The following is a 15,224-nucleotide window of genomic DNA, read 5'->3' on the forward strand; positions in this document are numbered from 1 at the left end:
TCACACCAGCGGCAGCGCGGTGGTGTCCTTCACGCGCTGCAGCGCGAAACTCGATTTCACGTCCAGCACCGCCGGGTGGCGCAGCAGGGTCGCCATCATGAAGCGCGAGAAGTGGTCCATGTCTTCCACGTGCACGCGCAGCAGGTAGTCCATTTCGCCGGTCATGGCGTAGCAGGCCACCACTTCGGGCCACTGCTCGACCGCCACGGCGAAGTCGGCGCGCGGCGAGGTGCCGGTCGGGTTCACGCCCAGCGCGCGCGCGGTGCTGTGGTTGGCGGCGGCCGCGTCGCTGTGCTTTTCCAGCCGCACGTTCACATAGGCCAGCAGGCCCAGGCCGATCTTGTCCGGGTCCAGCAGCGCCACGTATTGGCGGATCACGCCTTCCTCCTCCAGCCGCTTGATGCGGCGCAGGCAGGGCGAAGGCGACAGGCTGACTTGCTCCGCCACGTCCTGGTTGGACAGGCGGCCGTCGTTTTGCAAGATAGCAAGAATCTTGCGATCGGTTTTGTCGAGCGCAATCTTGGTCATAAATCCCTCTTTTGGTCAGGTTACAAGCAATATTATTGCGCAATTCGGGAAGGCTCGGGAATTGTTCGCAATTTAATGCTCCCTCGCGAGGACTATACTGGGCGGAAAATAAGCACAGGAGACACGCATGAAATTCGAGTCATGGGACAACCCGATGGGTACCGATGGTTTTGAGTTCGTCGAATACGCGGCGCCGGACCCCAAGGCACTGGGCGCGCTGTTCGAGCGCATGGGTTTTACCGCCATCGCCCGCCATCGCCACAAGGATGTAACGCTGTACCGCCAGGGCGACGTCAACTTCATCATCAACGCTGAACAGGACTCGTTCGCGCAGCGTTTCGCGCGCCAGCACGGCCCGTCCGTGTGCGCCATCGCCATCCGCGTTGACGACGCCGCCTACGCCTACAAGCGTGCGCTCGAGCTGGGCGCCTGGGGCTTCGACAACAAGACTGGGCCGATGGAGCTGAACATTCCGGCCATCAAGGGCGTGGGCGATTCGCTGCTGTATTTCGTGGACCGCTGGCGCGGCAAGAACGCGGCCAAGGGCGTGGAGGCGGGCGCCATCGGCGACATCAGCATCTACGACGTGGACTTCGTCGCCATACCCGGCGCGGTGGCCAACCCGGTAGGCAACGGCCTGACCTATATCGACCACCTGACCCACAATGTGCACCGCGGCCGCATGAAGGAATGGGCTTCGTTCTACGAGAACCTGTTCAACTTCCGCGAGATCCGCTATTTCGACATTGAAGGCAAGCTCACCGGCCTGAAGTCGAAGGCCATGACTTCGCCGTGCGGCAAGATCCGCATCCCGATCAATGAATCGTCCGACGACAAATCGCAGATCGCCGAGTACCTGGACGCCTACCATGGCGAGGGCATCCAGCACATTGCGCTGGGCACGGACAATATCTACCAGTCCATCCAGGCCATGCGCGACAGCGGCATCGTGTTCCAGGACACGATAGAAACCTATTACGAGCTGGTGAACCGCCGCCTGCCGCACCACGGCGAGAACCTGGAAGAGCTGCGCCGCCTGCGCATCCTGATCGACGGGCACAGCACCGAGAGCGAGCGCGAGCTGCTGCTGCAGATCTTTACCACCAATGTGATCGGCCCGATCTTCTTCGAGATCATCCAGCGCAAGGGCGACCAGGGCTTCGGCGAAGGCAATTTCCGCGCGCTGTTCGAGTCCATCGAGCTGGACCAGATCAAGCGCGGCGTGTTGAAGGCCTGATCCCCGCCTTCCGGCGGCGCAGATAGCGCACATAAGAATATATTTGGAGACAGTACTATGAATGCACCAGTCAAAGATTCCCACCTGGAATCCGGTAAGCCAGCGCAAGAGATTTCGCTAGACGACAAATGGACCCTGGAGCGCGGCCGCGCCTTCATGACCGGCACCCAGGCCCTGATCCGCCTGCCGATGATGCAGCGCGAGCGCGACCTGAAGGCGGGCCTGAACACGGCCGGCTACATCACCGGCTACCGCGGTTCGCCGGTCACCAGCGTCGACATGACGGCCATGAAGGCCAAGAAATACCTGGACGAACACCACGTCAAATTCCACCCCGGCATGAACGAAGACCTGGCGGCCACCGCCGTCTGGGGCACCCAGCAGACCAATCTGTTCGAGGACGCCAAGTACGACGGCGTGTTCTCCATGTGGTACGGCAAGGGTCCCGGCGTGGACCGCTGCGGCGACGTCTTCAAGCACGCCAACAACGCCGGTTCCGCCAAGCACGGCGGCGTGCTGGTGCTGGCCGGCGACGACCACGCCGCCAAGTCGTCGTCCACCGCGCACCAGTCCGACCACATCCTGAACGCCTGCGGCATCCCGGTGCTGTACCCGTCCTCGGTGCAGGAATACATCGACTACGGCCTGCACGCCTGGGCCATGAGCCGCTACACCGGCCTGTGGGTATCGATGAAGTGCGTGACCGACATCATCGAATCCGGCGCCGTGGTCGACTTCGACCCGGACCGCGTGCAGATCCAGCTGCCGACCGACTTCGAGCTGCCGCCGGGCGGCCTGAACATCCGCTGGCCGGACACCGTGCTGGACATGGAAGTGCGCATGAACAGCTACAAGTGGTACGCCGCGCTGGCCTACTGCCGCGCCAACAAGCTGAACAAGATCATCTGGGATTCGCCGAAACCGAAGATCGGCATCATCACCGCCGGCAAGTCCTACCTGGACACGCGCCAGGCGCTGGCCGACCTGGGCATCGACGAGCAGGCCGCGGCCGACATCGGCATCCGCCTCTACAAGATCGGCATGACCTGGCCGCTGGAGGCGGACGGCGTGCACGAATTCGCCAAGGGCCTGGACGAGATCCTGGTGGTGGAAGAGAAGCGCCAGATCCTGGAATACGCGCTGAAGGAAGAGCTGTACAACCTGCCGGACGGCGAACGCCCGCGCGTGGTGGGCAAGTTCGACGACACCGGCGAATGGAGCAACAAGGGCAAGACCGGCCACGGCGACTGGCTGCTGCCGGCCACCTACGAGCTGAACCCGGCGCAGATCGCGCGCGCCATCGCCTCGCGCATTGCGCACTACTGCGCCGGCCATCCCGTGGCCAAGCGCGTGCAGGAGCGCATCGCCTTCCTGGAAGCGAAAGAGCTGGCGCTGAAGAACCTGCCGGTGAAAGCCAATCCGGAAACCGACCGCACGCCGTTCTTCTGCTCCGGCTGCCCGCACAATACCTCGACCAAGGTGCCGGAAGGCTCGCGCGCGCTGGCCGGCATCGGCTGCCACTACATGGTGCTGTGGATGGACCGCGAGACGTCCACCTTCACCCACATGGGCGCGGAAGGCGTCACTTGGGTGGGCCAGGCGCCGTTCACCAACGAGAAGCACGTGTTCACCAACCTGGGCGACGGCACCTATTTCCACTCCGGCATCCTGGCGATCCGCGCGGCGGTGGCGGCCAAGGTGAACATCACCTACAAGATCCTGTTCAACGACGCCGTCGCCATGACCGGCGGCCAGGCCTTCGACGGCCCGCTCGACCCCGGCATGATCTCGCGCCAGATCGCCGCCGAAGGCGTGACGCCGATTATCGTCGTCACCGACGAGCCCGAGAAATATCCTGACGATTACAAATGGGCCGAAGGCGTCACCGTGCGCCACCGCTCCGAGCTGATGGACGTGCAGCGCGAACTGCGCGACATGCCGGGCGTGTCGGCCATGATTTACGACCAGACCTGCGCTTCCGAGAAGCGCCGCCGCCGGAAGCGCAACGAGTACCCTGATCCGGCCAAGCGCGCCGTGATCAACGAAGCCGTGTGCGAAGGCTGCGGCGACTGCTCGGTGCAGTCGAATTGCCTGTCGGTGGAGCCGCTGGAAACGGAACTGGGCCGCAAGCGCCAGATCAACCAGTCCTCCTGCAACAAGGACTTCTCGTGCACCACCGGCTTCTGCCCGTCGTTCGTGACGGTGGAAGGCGGCGCGCTGAAGAAGCCGAAGAAGGCCGGTGCCGAAGGTGGGGCAAACGCGACAGCCATGCCCGCGCTGCCGACGCCCGTGCTGCAATCGACTGCCGAGCCGTACGGCATCCTGATCACCGGCATCGGCGGCACCGGCGTGGTGACCGTGGGCCAGATCCTGGCCATGGCCGCGCACGTGGAAGGCAAGGGCGCGGTGGTGCTGGACATGAGCGGCCTGGCGCAGAAGGGCGGCCCGGTCATGTCGCACGTGCGCCTGGCGGACAAGCAGTCCGACCTGCACTCGACCCGCGTCGGCACCGGTGCAGCAGACCTGGTGATCGGCTGCGACCAGATCGTCACCGCCAGCCGCGACGCGCTGTCGCGCATGGGCGAAGGCCGCACCTGGGCCGCCGTCAACTCCACCGGCGCCACCACGGCGGCGTTCGTGAAGAACCCGGACTGGCAGTTCCCGGGCGCCACCTCGCAAAGCGAAATCATGCGCGCCTGCGGTTCGGATCGCGTGGAATTCGTCGACGCCGGCCAGATCGCCACCGCGCTGATGGGCGACTCCATCGCCACCAATATGTTCATGCTGGGCTATGCCTTCCAGAAGGGCCATGTGCCGCTGACGGAAGCCTCGCTGATCAAGGCCATTGAGCTGAACGGCGTGTCGGTCGGCTTCAACAAGTCCGCCTTCACCTGGGGCCGCACCGCCGCGCACGACCTGGGCATGGTCACGAAGATGACCACGCCGGCCAAGGTGATCGAGTTCAAGCGCACCCAGTCGCTGGATGACATCATCAACCGCCGCGTGGAACTGCTGACCGCCTACCAGGACGCCGCCTACGCCGCGAAGTACAAGGAGTTCGTGGACCACGTGCGCGCCGAAGAGGGCAAGCTGGGCAATAAGCAGCTGCGCCTGACCGAAGCGGTGGCGCGCTACTTCTACAAGCTGATGGCGTACAAGGACGAGTACGAAGTGGCGCGCCTGTACACCGATCCGGCCTTCAAGGAGAAGGTGGCGAACATGTTCGAAGGCGACTACCAGCTCAAGTTCCACCTGGCGCCGCCGCTGCTGGCCAAGACCGACGCCGAAGGGCACCTGATCAAGCAGCAGTTCGGCCCGTGGATGATGAAAGCCTTCGGCGTGCTGGCCAAGTTCAAGGGCCTGCGCGGCACCGCGCTGGACATCTTCGGCTACACCGCCGAGCGCAAGATGGAGCGCGCGCTGATCGCCGAGTACCGCAGCACCGTGGGCGGCCTGCTGGGCAAGCTCAATGCCGACAACCTGGCGCAGGCGGTGGCCATCGCCAGCATCCCGGAAGACATCCGCGGCTACGGCCACGTGAAGGAGCGCCACCTGAAGGCGGCCAAGGCCAAGGAAGCCGGCCTGCTGGCGGCCTACAACGCGCCAGCCGCTGCCCATCACGCGGCCTGTGCGGCTGGAGCGCGTCACAAGCGGCTCACAAGCGGCGGGATCACACCGTGGTTCCGCCGCTTGCAAAAATCATACTCAAAAAGGCAATCCGTAATAAAATTTCCTGACGGATACATTTACGGAGCCCGTCATCGATACCCCATCCCCGGAGCTGCTGGCCCAGCTCACCCGGCCGTCGCCGTCCTATAAACGCAGTGCGCGCCTCGCCGTGGCCGGCCTGCTCGGCTTCGTGCTGCTGTACGTTATGCTGGCCGGCTGGTTCGTGTGGACCGCCTACCGGCTGTCGCTGGTGGCCTGGTTCGGCGGCAACGCATTCTGGACCGGCGTGGCGGCCTTGTGCTCCGCCTTCTTCGGGCTGTTCATGCTGAAGGCGGTGCTGTCCATCCGCAGCGCGCTGCCGCCCGGCCTGACCGAAGTGACGGACAAGGAGCAGCCACGCCTGTTCGCCTTCCTGCACGAACTGGCCGATGCGGCCGGTGCGCCGCGTCCGCACCGCGTGTTCCTGTCCGCCCGCGTCAACGCCTCCGTGTTCTACGACCTGTCGCTGATCAACCTGATACTGCCGTCCCGCAAAAACCTGGAGATCGGTCTGCCGCTGGTGAACGCCATGCCGCTGGGCGAACTGCGCGCGGTGCTGGCGCACGAATTCGGCCATTTCGCGCAGCAGTCCATGGCGGTCGGGCGCTGGGTCTATGTGGCGCACCAGGTGGCGTCCAACCTGGTGGCGCGGCGCGACAAGTTCGATGAATTCCTCAACGGCCTGGGCAACCTCGACATCCGCCTGCGCGTGTTCGTCTGGCTGCCGCAGCTGGTGGTCTGGTCGATCCGCTCCCTGGTGGAGTCGGGCTTTCGCCTGGTGGTGGTGGCAGAGAGCGCGCTGTCGCGCGAGATGGAAATGCAGGCCGACCTGGTGGCGGTGTCGCTCACCGGCAGCGACGCGCTGGTGCACGCGCTGCACCGGCTGCGCGCGGCCGACGACGCGTGGGGCCGCGCCATCGGCTTTGTGCGCCGCGAGCGTGTGCAGGGCCGCGTCACGCGCGACGCGTTCGCGGTGCAGAGCCACATCACGCAGCGCATGGGCAGCCTGCTGGCCGGCGAAGGCTACGGCGACGTGCCGCCGCTGCCGCAGCAGAACCCGGCCGCGCACCGCATCTTCAAGCCCGAGCTGGCGCAGCCGCCCAAGATGTGGCAAAGCCATCCGCTCAATCACGAGCGCGAGGACAATGCCAAGCGCCTGTACGTGGCGGCGCAGATCGACCAGGCCAGCGCCTGGTCGCTGTTCAGCGATGCGGTGGGGCTGCGCGAGCGCATGTCGGCCCAGCTGCTGGAGGGGGAATGGGACAAGGAGGGCGCCGAGACCGAACTGGAGGCGTCGCTGCGCAAGCTGGGCAGCTACTACCGCCGCGAGCAGTTCCACGAACGCTACAGCGGCGCCTATTTCGGCCGCGCGCTGGCGCGCCACGCCACCGACCATACCGGGTTGGTGGACGCGGTGGACCCGCAGCGGCCGGCCACGCTGGAGCAGGCTGCGGCATTTTATCCGCTGTCGCTGCGGGAAGACATGCGCCTGCTGCGCCAGCTGGGCGGCGAACGCGACCAGCTGCAGGCACTGATCGATGGCCGCGCGCAACTGAGCGGCGGCAGCGTGCAGCTGCGCGGCGTGTCCTACCGGGCCGGCGAGCTGGCGCTGGCGCTGGTGCACGTGGGCGAGGAGATCGCCGCCGCCGAGGCGCGCCTGCAGGCGCACGACCGCATGGTGCGCAGCTGGCACCAGGCCATGGCGGCGCAGCTGGGCGGCGGCTGGCGCGACTACCTGGATGGCTTGCTGGCGCTGCTGCACTACGCCGAGCATACCGAGGCGAACCTGGAGGATGCCCATGGCCTGCTGCTGAACACGGCCGGCGTGGTGACGGCGGTGCGCCACGTGCGCGACGAGGGCGTGGTGCGCGTGATCTCGGACGCCAACGACCTGCATTACCTGCTGGAGCAGATTTGCCGTCCCAGCGGCGCGCCGGAACTGGACAGCATGCTGGCCGCGCGCCTGGAGGTGGAGGGCGGCTGGCGCGAGATGCTGGGCGAATTCACGCTGCCGCTGGCGGGGCGCGAAAACCTGAACCAGTGGATGGGCGCCATCGGCGGCTGGGTGGGCCATGTGAGCGGTTCGCTGACGGCCTTGCGTGCGGCGGCGCTGGAGCAGCTGCTGCTGACGGAGACGCTGGTGGCCAAGCACGCGCGCCTGGGGGCGGCGATGCGCGAGGCGCCGCCGCCCTCGCGTCCACCGGCGCAGTATCCGCGCCTGCGTCCGGGCGAAGAGCGCCAGCGCCAGACCCGGCTCGGCCTGTGGGCGCGCTTCCTGCGCGCCGAGGGCTGGCTGCCGGGCGCGGCGCGCTTGCTGGCGGCGGCCGGCGTGGTCGGCCTGGCGCTGGGCGCGGGGCTGATGCAGAGCGATGCCACGCTGCTGGTCTACAACGGCCTGGGCACGCAGGTGCAGGTGACGGTGGACGGCCGCAGCACCAGCGTGGCACCGCTCACCATGCAGAGCGTGCCGATGGCGCCGCAGTCGGCGCACACGGTGGAGGCGCGCAGCGGGGGCGCGCTGATCGAACGCTTCGACAGCGGCAATACTTCCGGCACGGCCGTCTACAACGTGGCGGGCGCGGCGCCGCTGGTGGAGTGGACCGCCACCTATGGCCGCGCTGCGGCCGTGCCGGACCGGCGCCTGGGCGCACCGCGCTGGCTGGGCAGCCATGCGGCGGTGCATTTCACGGCGGCGCCGCAGTCGGTGTCGTCCAAGGGGCCGGATACGCGAACGGTGCTGGACGGCGCGGCGCAGGCCATGCCGGGCCAGCAGCTCGAACTGCTGCCAAACGACGCGGAGCGCAAGCGCGTCACGCGCCTGCACGCGCGCTGGGACGACACCGGCCGCGCCGAAACGATGGAGTGGCTGCAGCGCGCCGCAGCCGACGGCGGCGCGGACGTGGTGGCCGAGCGCCTGGCCGCTCATCCCAAGGACGTGGCCTTGCTGCGGATGGAGCAGGATGCCGCGCAAGCGGCGGACATGGCCGCCGCCGGGGCCAAGGCGGGAAGCGCTCCCGCTGGCGCCACCGGCACGGCAGGTGCCGAAAGTGGCGCTGGTGCCGGCAGTGCCGGTAGTTCCGGCAGTTCCGCCGGCGCAGCGTACGCTGCGGTCTGCGCGCGCCACCAGGCCCACGCCGAGGCCGCGCCCGCGGACGGTGACCTGCGCTATGCCGCGCTGCGCTGCGCGGCCCGCATGGCGCGCCAGGGCCGCGCCGGGGACAAGGCTGCGGCGCGCAAGGCGTTCGAGGAAGCGGCGCAGCGCTGGCCGAAGAACGGCTGGCTGCGCAACGCCGTGGCCTACGACAAGATGTCGGCCGGCGACTTCGCCGGCGCCGTGCCGGATCTGCAGGCCAGCCGCCAGGAGTTGCCGGCGCTGCGGCCCTACGTCAACCTGATGCTGGCGCGCATACAGCGTTACCAGAACGGCGGCATGGACTACAGCGGCCTGTCGCCCGCCTCGCCCGGCCTGCGCTGGCTGTCGGAACTGGAGGATGGCTACGGCGCGGAGAACAGCGAGACGCGGGCCTACGCGCAGCTCAACAAGGGCGCGCTGGCGGCGGCGCTGGCGCTCGGCGACGGCACCCAGTCCGAGGCGCGCGTGCTGCGCCTGGCGGCGGCGTCCGACGGGGCTGGACCCAACACGCTGCGGCGCGCGCTGGACTTGACAGCGATGCAGGGCGTGGACAACGCGACGGTGTGGCCCAGCGCCGCGCTGGCCATGCGCAACGGCAGGGACGCCGGCCCTTACCTGGCGGCGGCGCGGCAGATGTACGGCGAGTCCTACCCCGGCATGGCGGCCTTCCTGCAGGCGCTGCAGCGCGGCAAAGGCCAGGCCGAGGCCGAAGCGCTGCTGACGGACGTGGAGCCCGAGGCGCGCCTGCAAGCCTACAGCGCGGCGGCGGTGCTGCTCGGGCCTATGGCGCCGCCAGCCTGGCGCCTGAGCGCCAAGCGCATGCTGTTTGCACCGGAGCGGCCGTATTTCCGATGAACGTACGCGCGCACATGCGGCCAGCGCTTGCGATTGCTTGCGATCGCTTGCAATTGGTTGCAATTCGCCGCGCTGGGCGCGCCGCTGCCCGACTATAATCCTACGATGACCTCAATCCCAGCCAAGGCCCTGGCCGCGCTGTTGCTAGCCGGTCTGGCCGGCTGCGGCAGCGGCGACTACCAGCCCGCAGTAACGCCTCCCCCCGTCACGCCGGACCCGCCGGTTACCCCGCCCGTGGTGGAACCGCCCGTCACCCCGCCGGTTGATCCAGTCCCCCCCGTTAAGCCGCCGCCGACATCGGCACTGGACGTGTATAGCGTCTGCATGAATCCCAAGCCGGCCGACCCGCTGTCGGGGAAGTATTTCCCGGACAAGCAGGGCACGCTGAACGACGAACTCGATTTCGTGCGCCTGTGGATCAATGAAACCTATCTTTGGTACAAGGAAGTGCCAACGGATCTGAAACGGGCGTCGTACGCAACGCCGGTTGCCTATTTCAACGATCTCAAGACGCCTCTGCTGTCACAGTCGGGCAAGCCCAAGGACCGCTTCCATTTCACCTACACCACTGAGCACTGGGAGGAATTGTCCAAGGGCGTAGAGTTGGGCTATGGCGTGAACTGGGCGCGCAATAGCGCCCCCGGGCCGCGCCTGTGGCAGGTATCGGCCGTGGAGGCCGGCTCGGCGGCGGCGCTGGCCGGCCTGCAGCGCGGCGACCAGCTGCTGCGCGTCGACGGCGACGATTTCGTCAACGGGGATGGCGCTGACCTCGTGGCGCGCCTGAACGCCGGTCTGTTCCCCGTCAAGGCCGGCGAGCAGCACCGGTTGGCCGTGGCGCGCGCGGGCGTTGAGCGGGAGGTGACGCTGGTGTCGGCCAAGGTCAGCGTGGCACCGGTGCAGTCGGTGAAAGTGATAGCCACGGCGGCGGGCAAGGTTGGCTATCTGATTTTCAATGAGCACAACAGCGTGGCCGAGAAGCCCCTGGTGCAGGCTTTCCAGCAGTTCAAGGACGCCGGCGTCAGCGACGTAGTGCTGGACATGCGCTACAACGGTGGCGGCCAGGTGCTGATCGCCAGCGAACTGGCCTACATGATCGCCGGCCCCGAGCAGACCGCAGGGAAGACGTTCGAACTATCGGTTGGCAACGACAAGGCCGACAAGCGGCAGCCAACGCTGTTCCGGTCGAAGGCAGTCGGCTATGCGGCGCCGGACCCGGTGAAGGCAGGCACCGAGCTGCCTTACCTGGGGCTGAAGCGTGTGACCCTGTTGACCGGCCCTGGCACCTGCTCGGCTAGCGAATCGCTGATTAATGGCCTGCGCGGTGCGGACGTGGCGGTGAACCTGATCGGCGAGCAGACCTGTGGCAAGCCCTACGCTTTCGTACCCGCTTCGAATTGCGGCACCACATATTTCGCCGTCCAGTTCCAGAGCGAGAACCACAAGGGGTTTGGCGAGTTCGCAGACGGTTTTGCGCCGACCTGCCGTGTGGCGGACGACTTCACGCGCGCGCAGGGCGACTTGGCCGAAGGCCAGCTCGCCGCCGCCTTGCAGTACCGCAGCAGCGGCAGCTGCCCGGCCGTGGCGCAGGGCACGCGGGCACGCTCCGCCGCCCCGGCGCCGGTGCTGGTGCCAGTGCGGCCCATGGGTAAAGAAATTTCCATTATCGGTCTATAATTTCCGGCTGTTGCATGCCCGTGGGGCATGCCTTCCAACCGCCGGAGTCCGATACATGAAACGTAGTGCCTTGCTGCTTGCCTTGTCTGCTGCCTTACCCCTGGCGCACGCCGCCGCGCCGTCCTCGCTGGTCACTGTCTCGGAGCGCTCCGGCTTCCAGCAGACCGGCCGCTACGAGGAGGTGCAGCAGCTGTGCAAGGCCTTCCAGCAAGCCTACCCCAAGCAGGTGCGCTGTTTCGAATTCGGCCGCACGCCGGAAGGCCGGCCGATGCTGGCGCTGGCCGTCTCGCGCACCGGCGCGCTGACGGCGGAGCAGGCCGGGAAGCGCGGCCTGCCGGTGCTGCTGGTGCAGGGCGGCATCCACGCCGGCGAAATCGACGGCAAGGACGCCGGCTTCCTGGCGCTGCGCGAAGCGCTGGACGGCAAGGCCGCGCCGGGCGCGCTGGACAAGCAGGTGCTGCTGTTCGTGCCGGTGTTTAACGTCGACGGCCACGAGCGCTTCGGCGAATGGAACCGCCCCAACCAGCGCGGCCCGGCCGCCATGGGCTGGCGCACCACCGCGCAGAACTTCAACCTGAACCGCGACTACGTGAAGGCCGATGCGCCCGAAATGCAGGCCATGCTGGCGCTGGTGAGCGCCTGGGACCCGCTGGCCTATATCGACCTGCATGTCACCGACGGCGCCAAGTTCCAGCCCGACGTGTCGATCCAGGTGGAACCGGTGCACGGCGGCGACGCGGCGCTGATGACGGCCGGCGTGGCGCTGCGCGACGCCGTGATGGACGACCTGCGCAAGCAGGGCTCCGACCCCAAGCACTACTACATCTCCTTCGCCAAGACCGACGATCCGCAATCGGGCTTCGAGGACAGCATGGCGGCGCCGCGCTTCTCCACCGGCTACTTCCCGCTGCGTAACCGCTTCGCCATGCTGGTGGAAACGCATTCGTGGAAGGACTACCCGACCCGCGTGCGCATCACGCGCAACACCATCGTGTCGCTGCTGTCGCAGGTGGCCGAGCACGGCGCCGAGTGGCGCAAGCTGGCGCAGGAAGCGGACGCGCGCGCGCTCAACCTGGGCAACCAGCTGGTGCCGCTCAGCTACCGCACCACCGACCGCACGCAGATGATCCAGTTCGCCGGCTACGAATACACGCGCACGCCGTCCGACGTGTCCGGCGCGCTGTGGACCCGCTACGACGAGAGCAAGCCGCAAATGTGGACCGTGCCGCTGCGCGACGAAGTGGTGCCCAACCTGCAGGTGGCGGCGCCGGCCGGCGGTTACCTGGTACCGGCCGCGCAGGCGTCCATGGTGGCCGAGAAGCTCAAGCAGCACGGCATCAGCTACAAGGTGCTGAACGCGGACCTGGGCAAGGTGGACGTGGAGACCTTCCGCGCCAGCAAGACCAAATTCGGCGCGCAGTCGTTCGAAGGCCACCAGGCACTGGCGGTTGAAGGCGCGTGGCAGAAGGAGGCGCGCGAAGTGGGCAAGGGCGCGCTGTTCGTGCCGATCGCGCAGGCCAAGTCGCGCCTGGTGATCACCATGCTGGAGCCGGAAAGCGCCGACTCGCTGCTGGCCTGGGGCGCGTTCAACAACGCCTTCGAGCGCAAGGAGTACATGGAGGAATACGTGGCCGAGGAAGTGGCGCGCGAGCAGCTGAAAGATCCAGCCGTGGCGGCCGAGTTCAAGCGCAAGCTGGCCAGCGACCCGGCCTTCGCCGCCAGCTCCGCCCAGCGCCTGGAATTCTTCGCCCGCCGCCACCCGTCGTGGGACGAGCGATTCAAGCTGTATCCGGTGATGCGTAGCGCAGTGGTGCGTTAAGCACTGCCGGGGTCAGACCCGATGGGGCTGGCCCCGCTAAGCGCGCGCAGGGATCACAGCGGCTGCAGCGGGATGGTGCCGGGCACGGTGCTCGGCGTGGAGCAGGGTTCTTCGTCGAAGGCGATGTCGCCCAGCGGGTTGGCCTGGCCGTCGGCCTTGATGTCCTTGAAGCCGAACAGGTCGCGGTCCATCAGGTGCGACGGCACTACCGTCGACAGCGACGAGAAGATGTTGTCCACGCGGCCGGGGTGCTTCTTTTCCCATTCGCGCATCAGGTTCTTGATCTGCTTGCGCTGCAGGTTTTCCTGCGAGCCGCACAGGTCGCACGGGATGATGGGGAAACCTTTGACTTCGGCGTAGCGCTCGGTGTCCACTTCTTTCACATACGCCATCGGGCGGATCACCATGTGCTTGCCGTCGTCCGACACCAGCTTGGCCGGCATGCCCTTGAGCTTGCCGCCGAAGAACATATTGAGGAAGAAGGTCTCCAGGATGTCGTCGCGGTGGTGGCCGAGGGCGATCTTGTTGCAGCCCAGCTCGTCGGCCACGCGGTACAGGATGCCGCGCCGCAGGCGCGAGCACAGCGAGCAGGTGGTCTTGCCTTCGGGGATCAGGCGCTTGACGATGCTATAGGTGTCCTGGTTTTCAATGTGGTAGGGGATGCCCAGCTTGTCCAGGTAGGCCGGCAGGATGTCGGCCGGGAAGTTCGGCTGCTTCTGGTCCAGGTTGACGGCCACGATCTCAAAGTTGATCGGCGCGCGCTCGCGCAAGGTCATCAGGATGTCGAGCAGTGCGTAGCTGTCCTTGCCGCCGGACAGGCACACCATCACCTTGTCGCCGTCTTCGATCATGTTGAAGTCGCCGATGGCCTGGCCCACCAGGCGGCACAGGCGCTTGTGCAGCTTGTTGTTTTCCAGCGCGATCTTTTCGGCCGACTTGCCGGCCGGGGCGGCCGGGGCGGCCAGGTTGTCCATTACTGCGTTCATTACACGTTGTCCTTGATCTGGAATACTTCCACGCCCACGCCTTCGCAATCCGGGTAGACGTCCGGCTTCATGGTCGATACGCGCACGGCGCGCACGCGCGGGTGCGACAGCATGGCTTTGACCACGTCGTCGCACAGCGTCTCCTGCAGGTGCACATGGCCCTCGGCCATGCGGCGCGCGATGGTGTCGCGCATGAAATCGTAGTCCACCACTTCGTGCAGCTCGTCGGCGGTCGGCGTGGACACCGCCAGCGGGATGTACAGGTCCACATTGATCAGGACGCGCTGCTCGCCCTTCTTCTCGAAATCGTGCACGCCGATGTTGATCAGCACTTCGTAGTTGCGCAGGAACAGGCGGCGGCAGTCTTGGAGCCGGGGATGGGTCAGGGCGGACAGCATGGTTGAACTTTCTTTTAAATTGAATATCGAATTATTTGGCGAGGAACATCACATCGCGCGGCGAAGCCTGCAAATGCTGGCCGCCGTCCACCAGCAGGGTGGTGCCGGTCAGCGCGCGCGCGCCGGCCGCGTACAGCACGGCGGCCACGATGTCCTCCGGCGTGCTGGAACGGCCCAGCGGCGTTTGCGTGTGCGCCTTGGCGAAGCCTGCCTCGCTCTGGTCGCCGGACACCAGCGTGATGCCGGGCGCGATGCCGACCACGCGCACTTTCGGCGCCAGCTCCTGGGCCAGCAAGGTCGTGGCCGTATGCAGCGCGGCCTTGGACAAGGTGTAGGACAGGAAGTCGGGATTGAGATTGTACAGTTTTTGGTCGAGCAGATTCAAAACCACGGCCTGCGCGCCGTCCGGCGTGGCCGCGTGCAGCGCCTGCGCCAGCAGGATGGGCGCGGCCACATTGGCCGCCATGTGCGCCTCCAGCCGCGCCAGCGTGAAGTCGGCCGCGCTGTCGTAGTCGAACAGCGAGGCGTTGTTCACCACGCAGGACACCGGCCCCAGCACGGCCGCCGCCTGCGGCAGCAGCGCGCGCACGGCTGCTTCGTCGGCCAAGTCGCAGGGCAGGGCGATGGCGCGCCGGCCCATGGCGGCAATCTCGGCCACCACCTGCTGCGCCTCGGCCAGCGAGTGGCGGTAGTGCACGGCCACGTCCCAGCCGGCCTGCGCCATGCCGAGCGCGATGGCGCGGCCGATGCGGCGCCCGGCGCCGGTCACCAGCGCCACGGGGGGCGCCGGCGCCGCCGGGGCCGCAGCCGCAGCGCCGGCCCCTGCCGGCGCCGTGTTCTCTGCCTGAGTCATGAATAGTTCCGTCGAATTGTTTAAAATGCCGGG

General features: G+C 67.1%; 9 protein-coding genes. 5 read left to right on the plus strand and 4 right to left on the minus strand.

Annotated elements, in window-relative coordinates; translation table 11 throughout:
* Positions 1-528, minus strand: coding sequence for an Lrp/AsnC family transcriptional regulator (locus ACFJI2_RS28665; RefSeq protein ID WP_107869885.1), 528 nt, complete (start codon positions 526-528; stop codon positions 1-3).
* Positions 529-655: 127 nt separating this feature from the next.
* Here ACFJI2_RS28665 and hppD point away from each other — a divergent pair, with 127 nt between their 5' ends.
* The 5 genes from hppD (at position 656) to ACFJI2_RS28690 (ending at position 12,954) form a co-directional block, all read left to right on the plus strand.
* On the plus strand, positions 656-1,765 hold the full coding sequence (hppD, locus tag ACFJI2_RS28670; protein WP_377702894.1) for a 4-hydroxyphenylpyruvate dioxygenase: 1,110 nt from the start codon (positions 656-658) through the stop codon (positions 1,763-1,765).
* Positions 1,766-1,822: 57 nt separating this feature from the next.
* On the plus strand, positions 1,823-5,584 hold the full coding sequence (locus ACFJI2_RS28675) for an indolepyruvate ferredoxin oxidoreductase family protein (protein WP_377702895.1): 3,762 nt from the start codon (positions 1,823-1,825) through the stop codon (positions 5,582-5,584).
* Positions 5,585-5,603: 19 nt separating this feature from the next.
* Positions 5,604-9,461 (plus strand): M48 family metallopeptidase, encoded by a 3,858-nt coding sequence (locus ACFJI2_RS28680; RefSeq protein ID WP_377702896.1) that lies wholly within the window; start codon positions 5,604-5,606, stop codon positions 9,459-9,461.
* 105 nt (positions 9,462-9,566) lie between these two features.
* Positions 9,567-11,135: a S41 family peptidase gene (locus tag ACFJI2_RS28685; RefSeq protein ID WP_377702897.1), complete on the plus strand. Its 1,569-nt coding sequence runs from the start codon at positions 9,567-9,569 to the stop codon at positions 11,133-11,135.
* A 55-nt stretch (positions 11,136-11,190) separates the two neighbouring features.
* A complete protein-coding gene (locus tag ACFJI2_RS28690; protein ID WP_377702898.1) occupies positions 11,191-12,954 on the plus strand; it encodes a M14 family zinc carboxypeptidase in 1,764 nt (587 codons plus the stop codon).
* A gap of 53 nt (positions 12,955-13,007) precedes the next feature.
* Here the strand turns inward: ACFJI2_RS28690 and ttcA are convergent, their stop codons facing one another.
* The 3 genes from ttcA to ACFJI2_RS28705 are packed head-to-tail and all read right to left on the minus strand — an operon-like array spanning position 13,008 to position 15,191.
* Positions 13,008-13,940 (minus strand): tRNA 2-thiocytidine(32) synthetase TtcA, encoded by a 933-nt coding sequence (ttcA, locus tag ACFJI2_RS28695; protein WP_107979816.1) that lies wholly within the window; start codon positions 13,938-13,940, stop codon positions 13,008-13,010.
* Complete coding sequence (locus ACFJI2_RS28700; protein WP_377702899.1) at positions 13,940-14,338, minus strand: dihydroneopterin aldolase; 399 nt, start codon at positions 14,336-14,338, stop codon at positions 13,940-13,942. The genes ttcA and ACFJI2_RS28700 overlap by 1 nt, the downstream gene beginning before the upstream one ends.
* 31 nt (positions 14,339-14,369) lie before the next feature.
* Positions 14,370-15,191, minus strand: a complete 822-nt coding sequence (locus ACFJI2_RS28705) for an SDR family oxidoreductase (RefSeq protein WP_377702900.1) — start codon at positions 15,189-15,191, stop codon at positions 14,370-14,372.
* Between the last annotated feature and the right edge of the window lie 33 nt (positions 15,192-15,224).

This window comes from Pseudoduganella sp. UC29_71, from assembly GCF_042693265.1.
Taxonomy (GTDB): domain Bacteria; phylum Pseudomonadota; class Gammaproteobacteria; order Burkholderiales; family Burkholderiaceae_D; genus Rugamonas.

Excerpts from the sequence above, each read along its gene's own strand:
- ACFJI2_RS28665 (WP_107869885.1), bottom strand. The coding sequence starts at position 528 with ATGACCAAGATTGCGCTCGACAAAACCGATCGCAAGATTCTTGCTATC.
- hppD (WP_377702894.1), top strand. The coding sequence starts at position 656 with ATGAAATTCGAGTCATGGGACAACCCGATGGGTACCGATGGTTTTGAG.
- ACFJI2_RS28675 (WP_377702895.1), top strand. The coding sequence starts at position 1,823 with ATGAATGCACCAGTCAAAGATTCCCACCTGGAATCCGGTAAGCCAGCG.
- ACFJI2_RS28685 (WP_377702897.1), top strand. The coding sequence starts at position 9,567 with ATGACCTCAATCCCAGCCAAGGCCCTGGCCGCGCTGTTGCTAGCCGGT.
- ACFJI2_RS28690 (WP_377702898.1), top strand. The coding sequence starts at position 11,191 with ATGAAACGTAGTGCCTTGCTGCTTGCCTTGTCTGCTGCCTTACCCCTG.
- ttcA (WP_107979816.1), bottom strand. The coding sequence starts at position 13,940 with ATGAACGCAGTAATGGACAACCTGGCCGCCCCGGCCGCCCCGGCCGGC.
- ACFJI2_RS28700 (WP_377702899.1), bottom strand. The coding sequence starts at position 14,338 with ATGCTGTCCGCCCTGACCCATCCCCGGCTCCAAGACTGCCGCCGCCTG.
- ACFJI2_RS28705 (WP_377702900.1), bottom strand. The coding sequence starts at position 15,191 with ATGACTCAGGCAGAGAACACGGCGCCGGCAGGGGCCGGCGCTGCGGCT.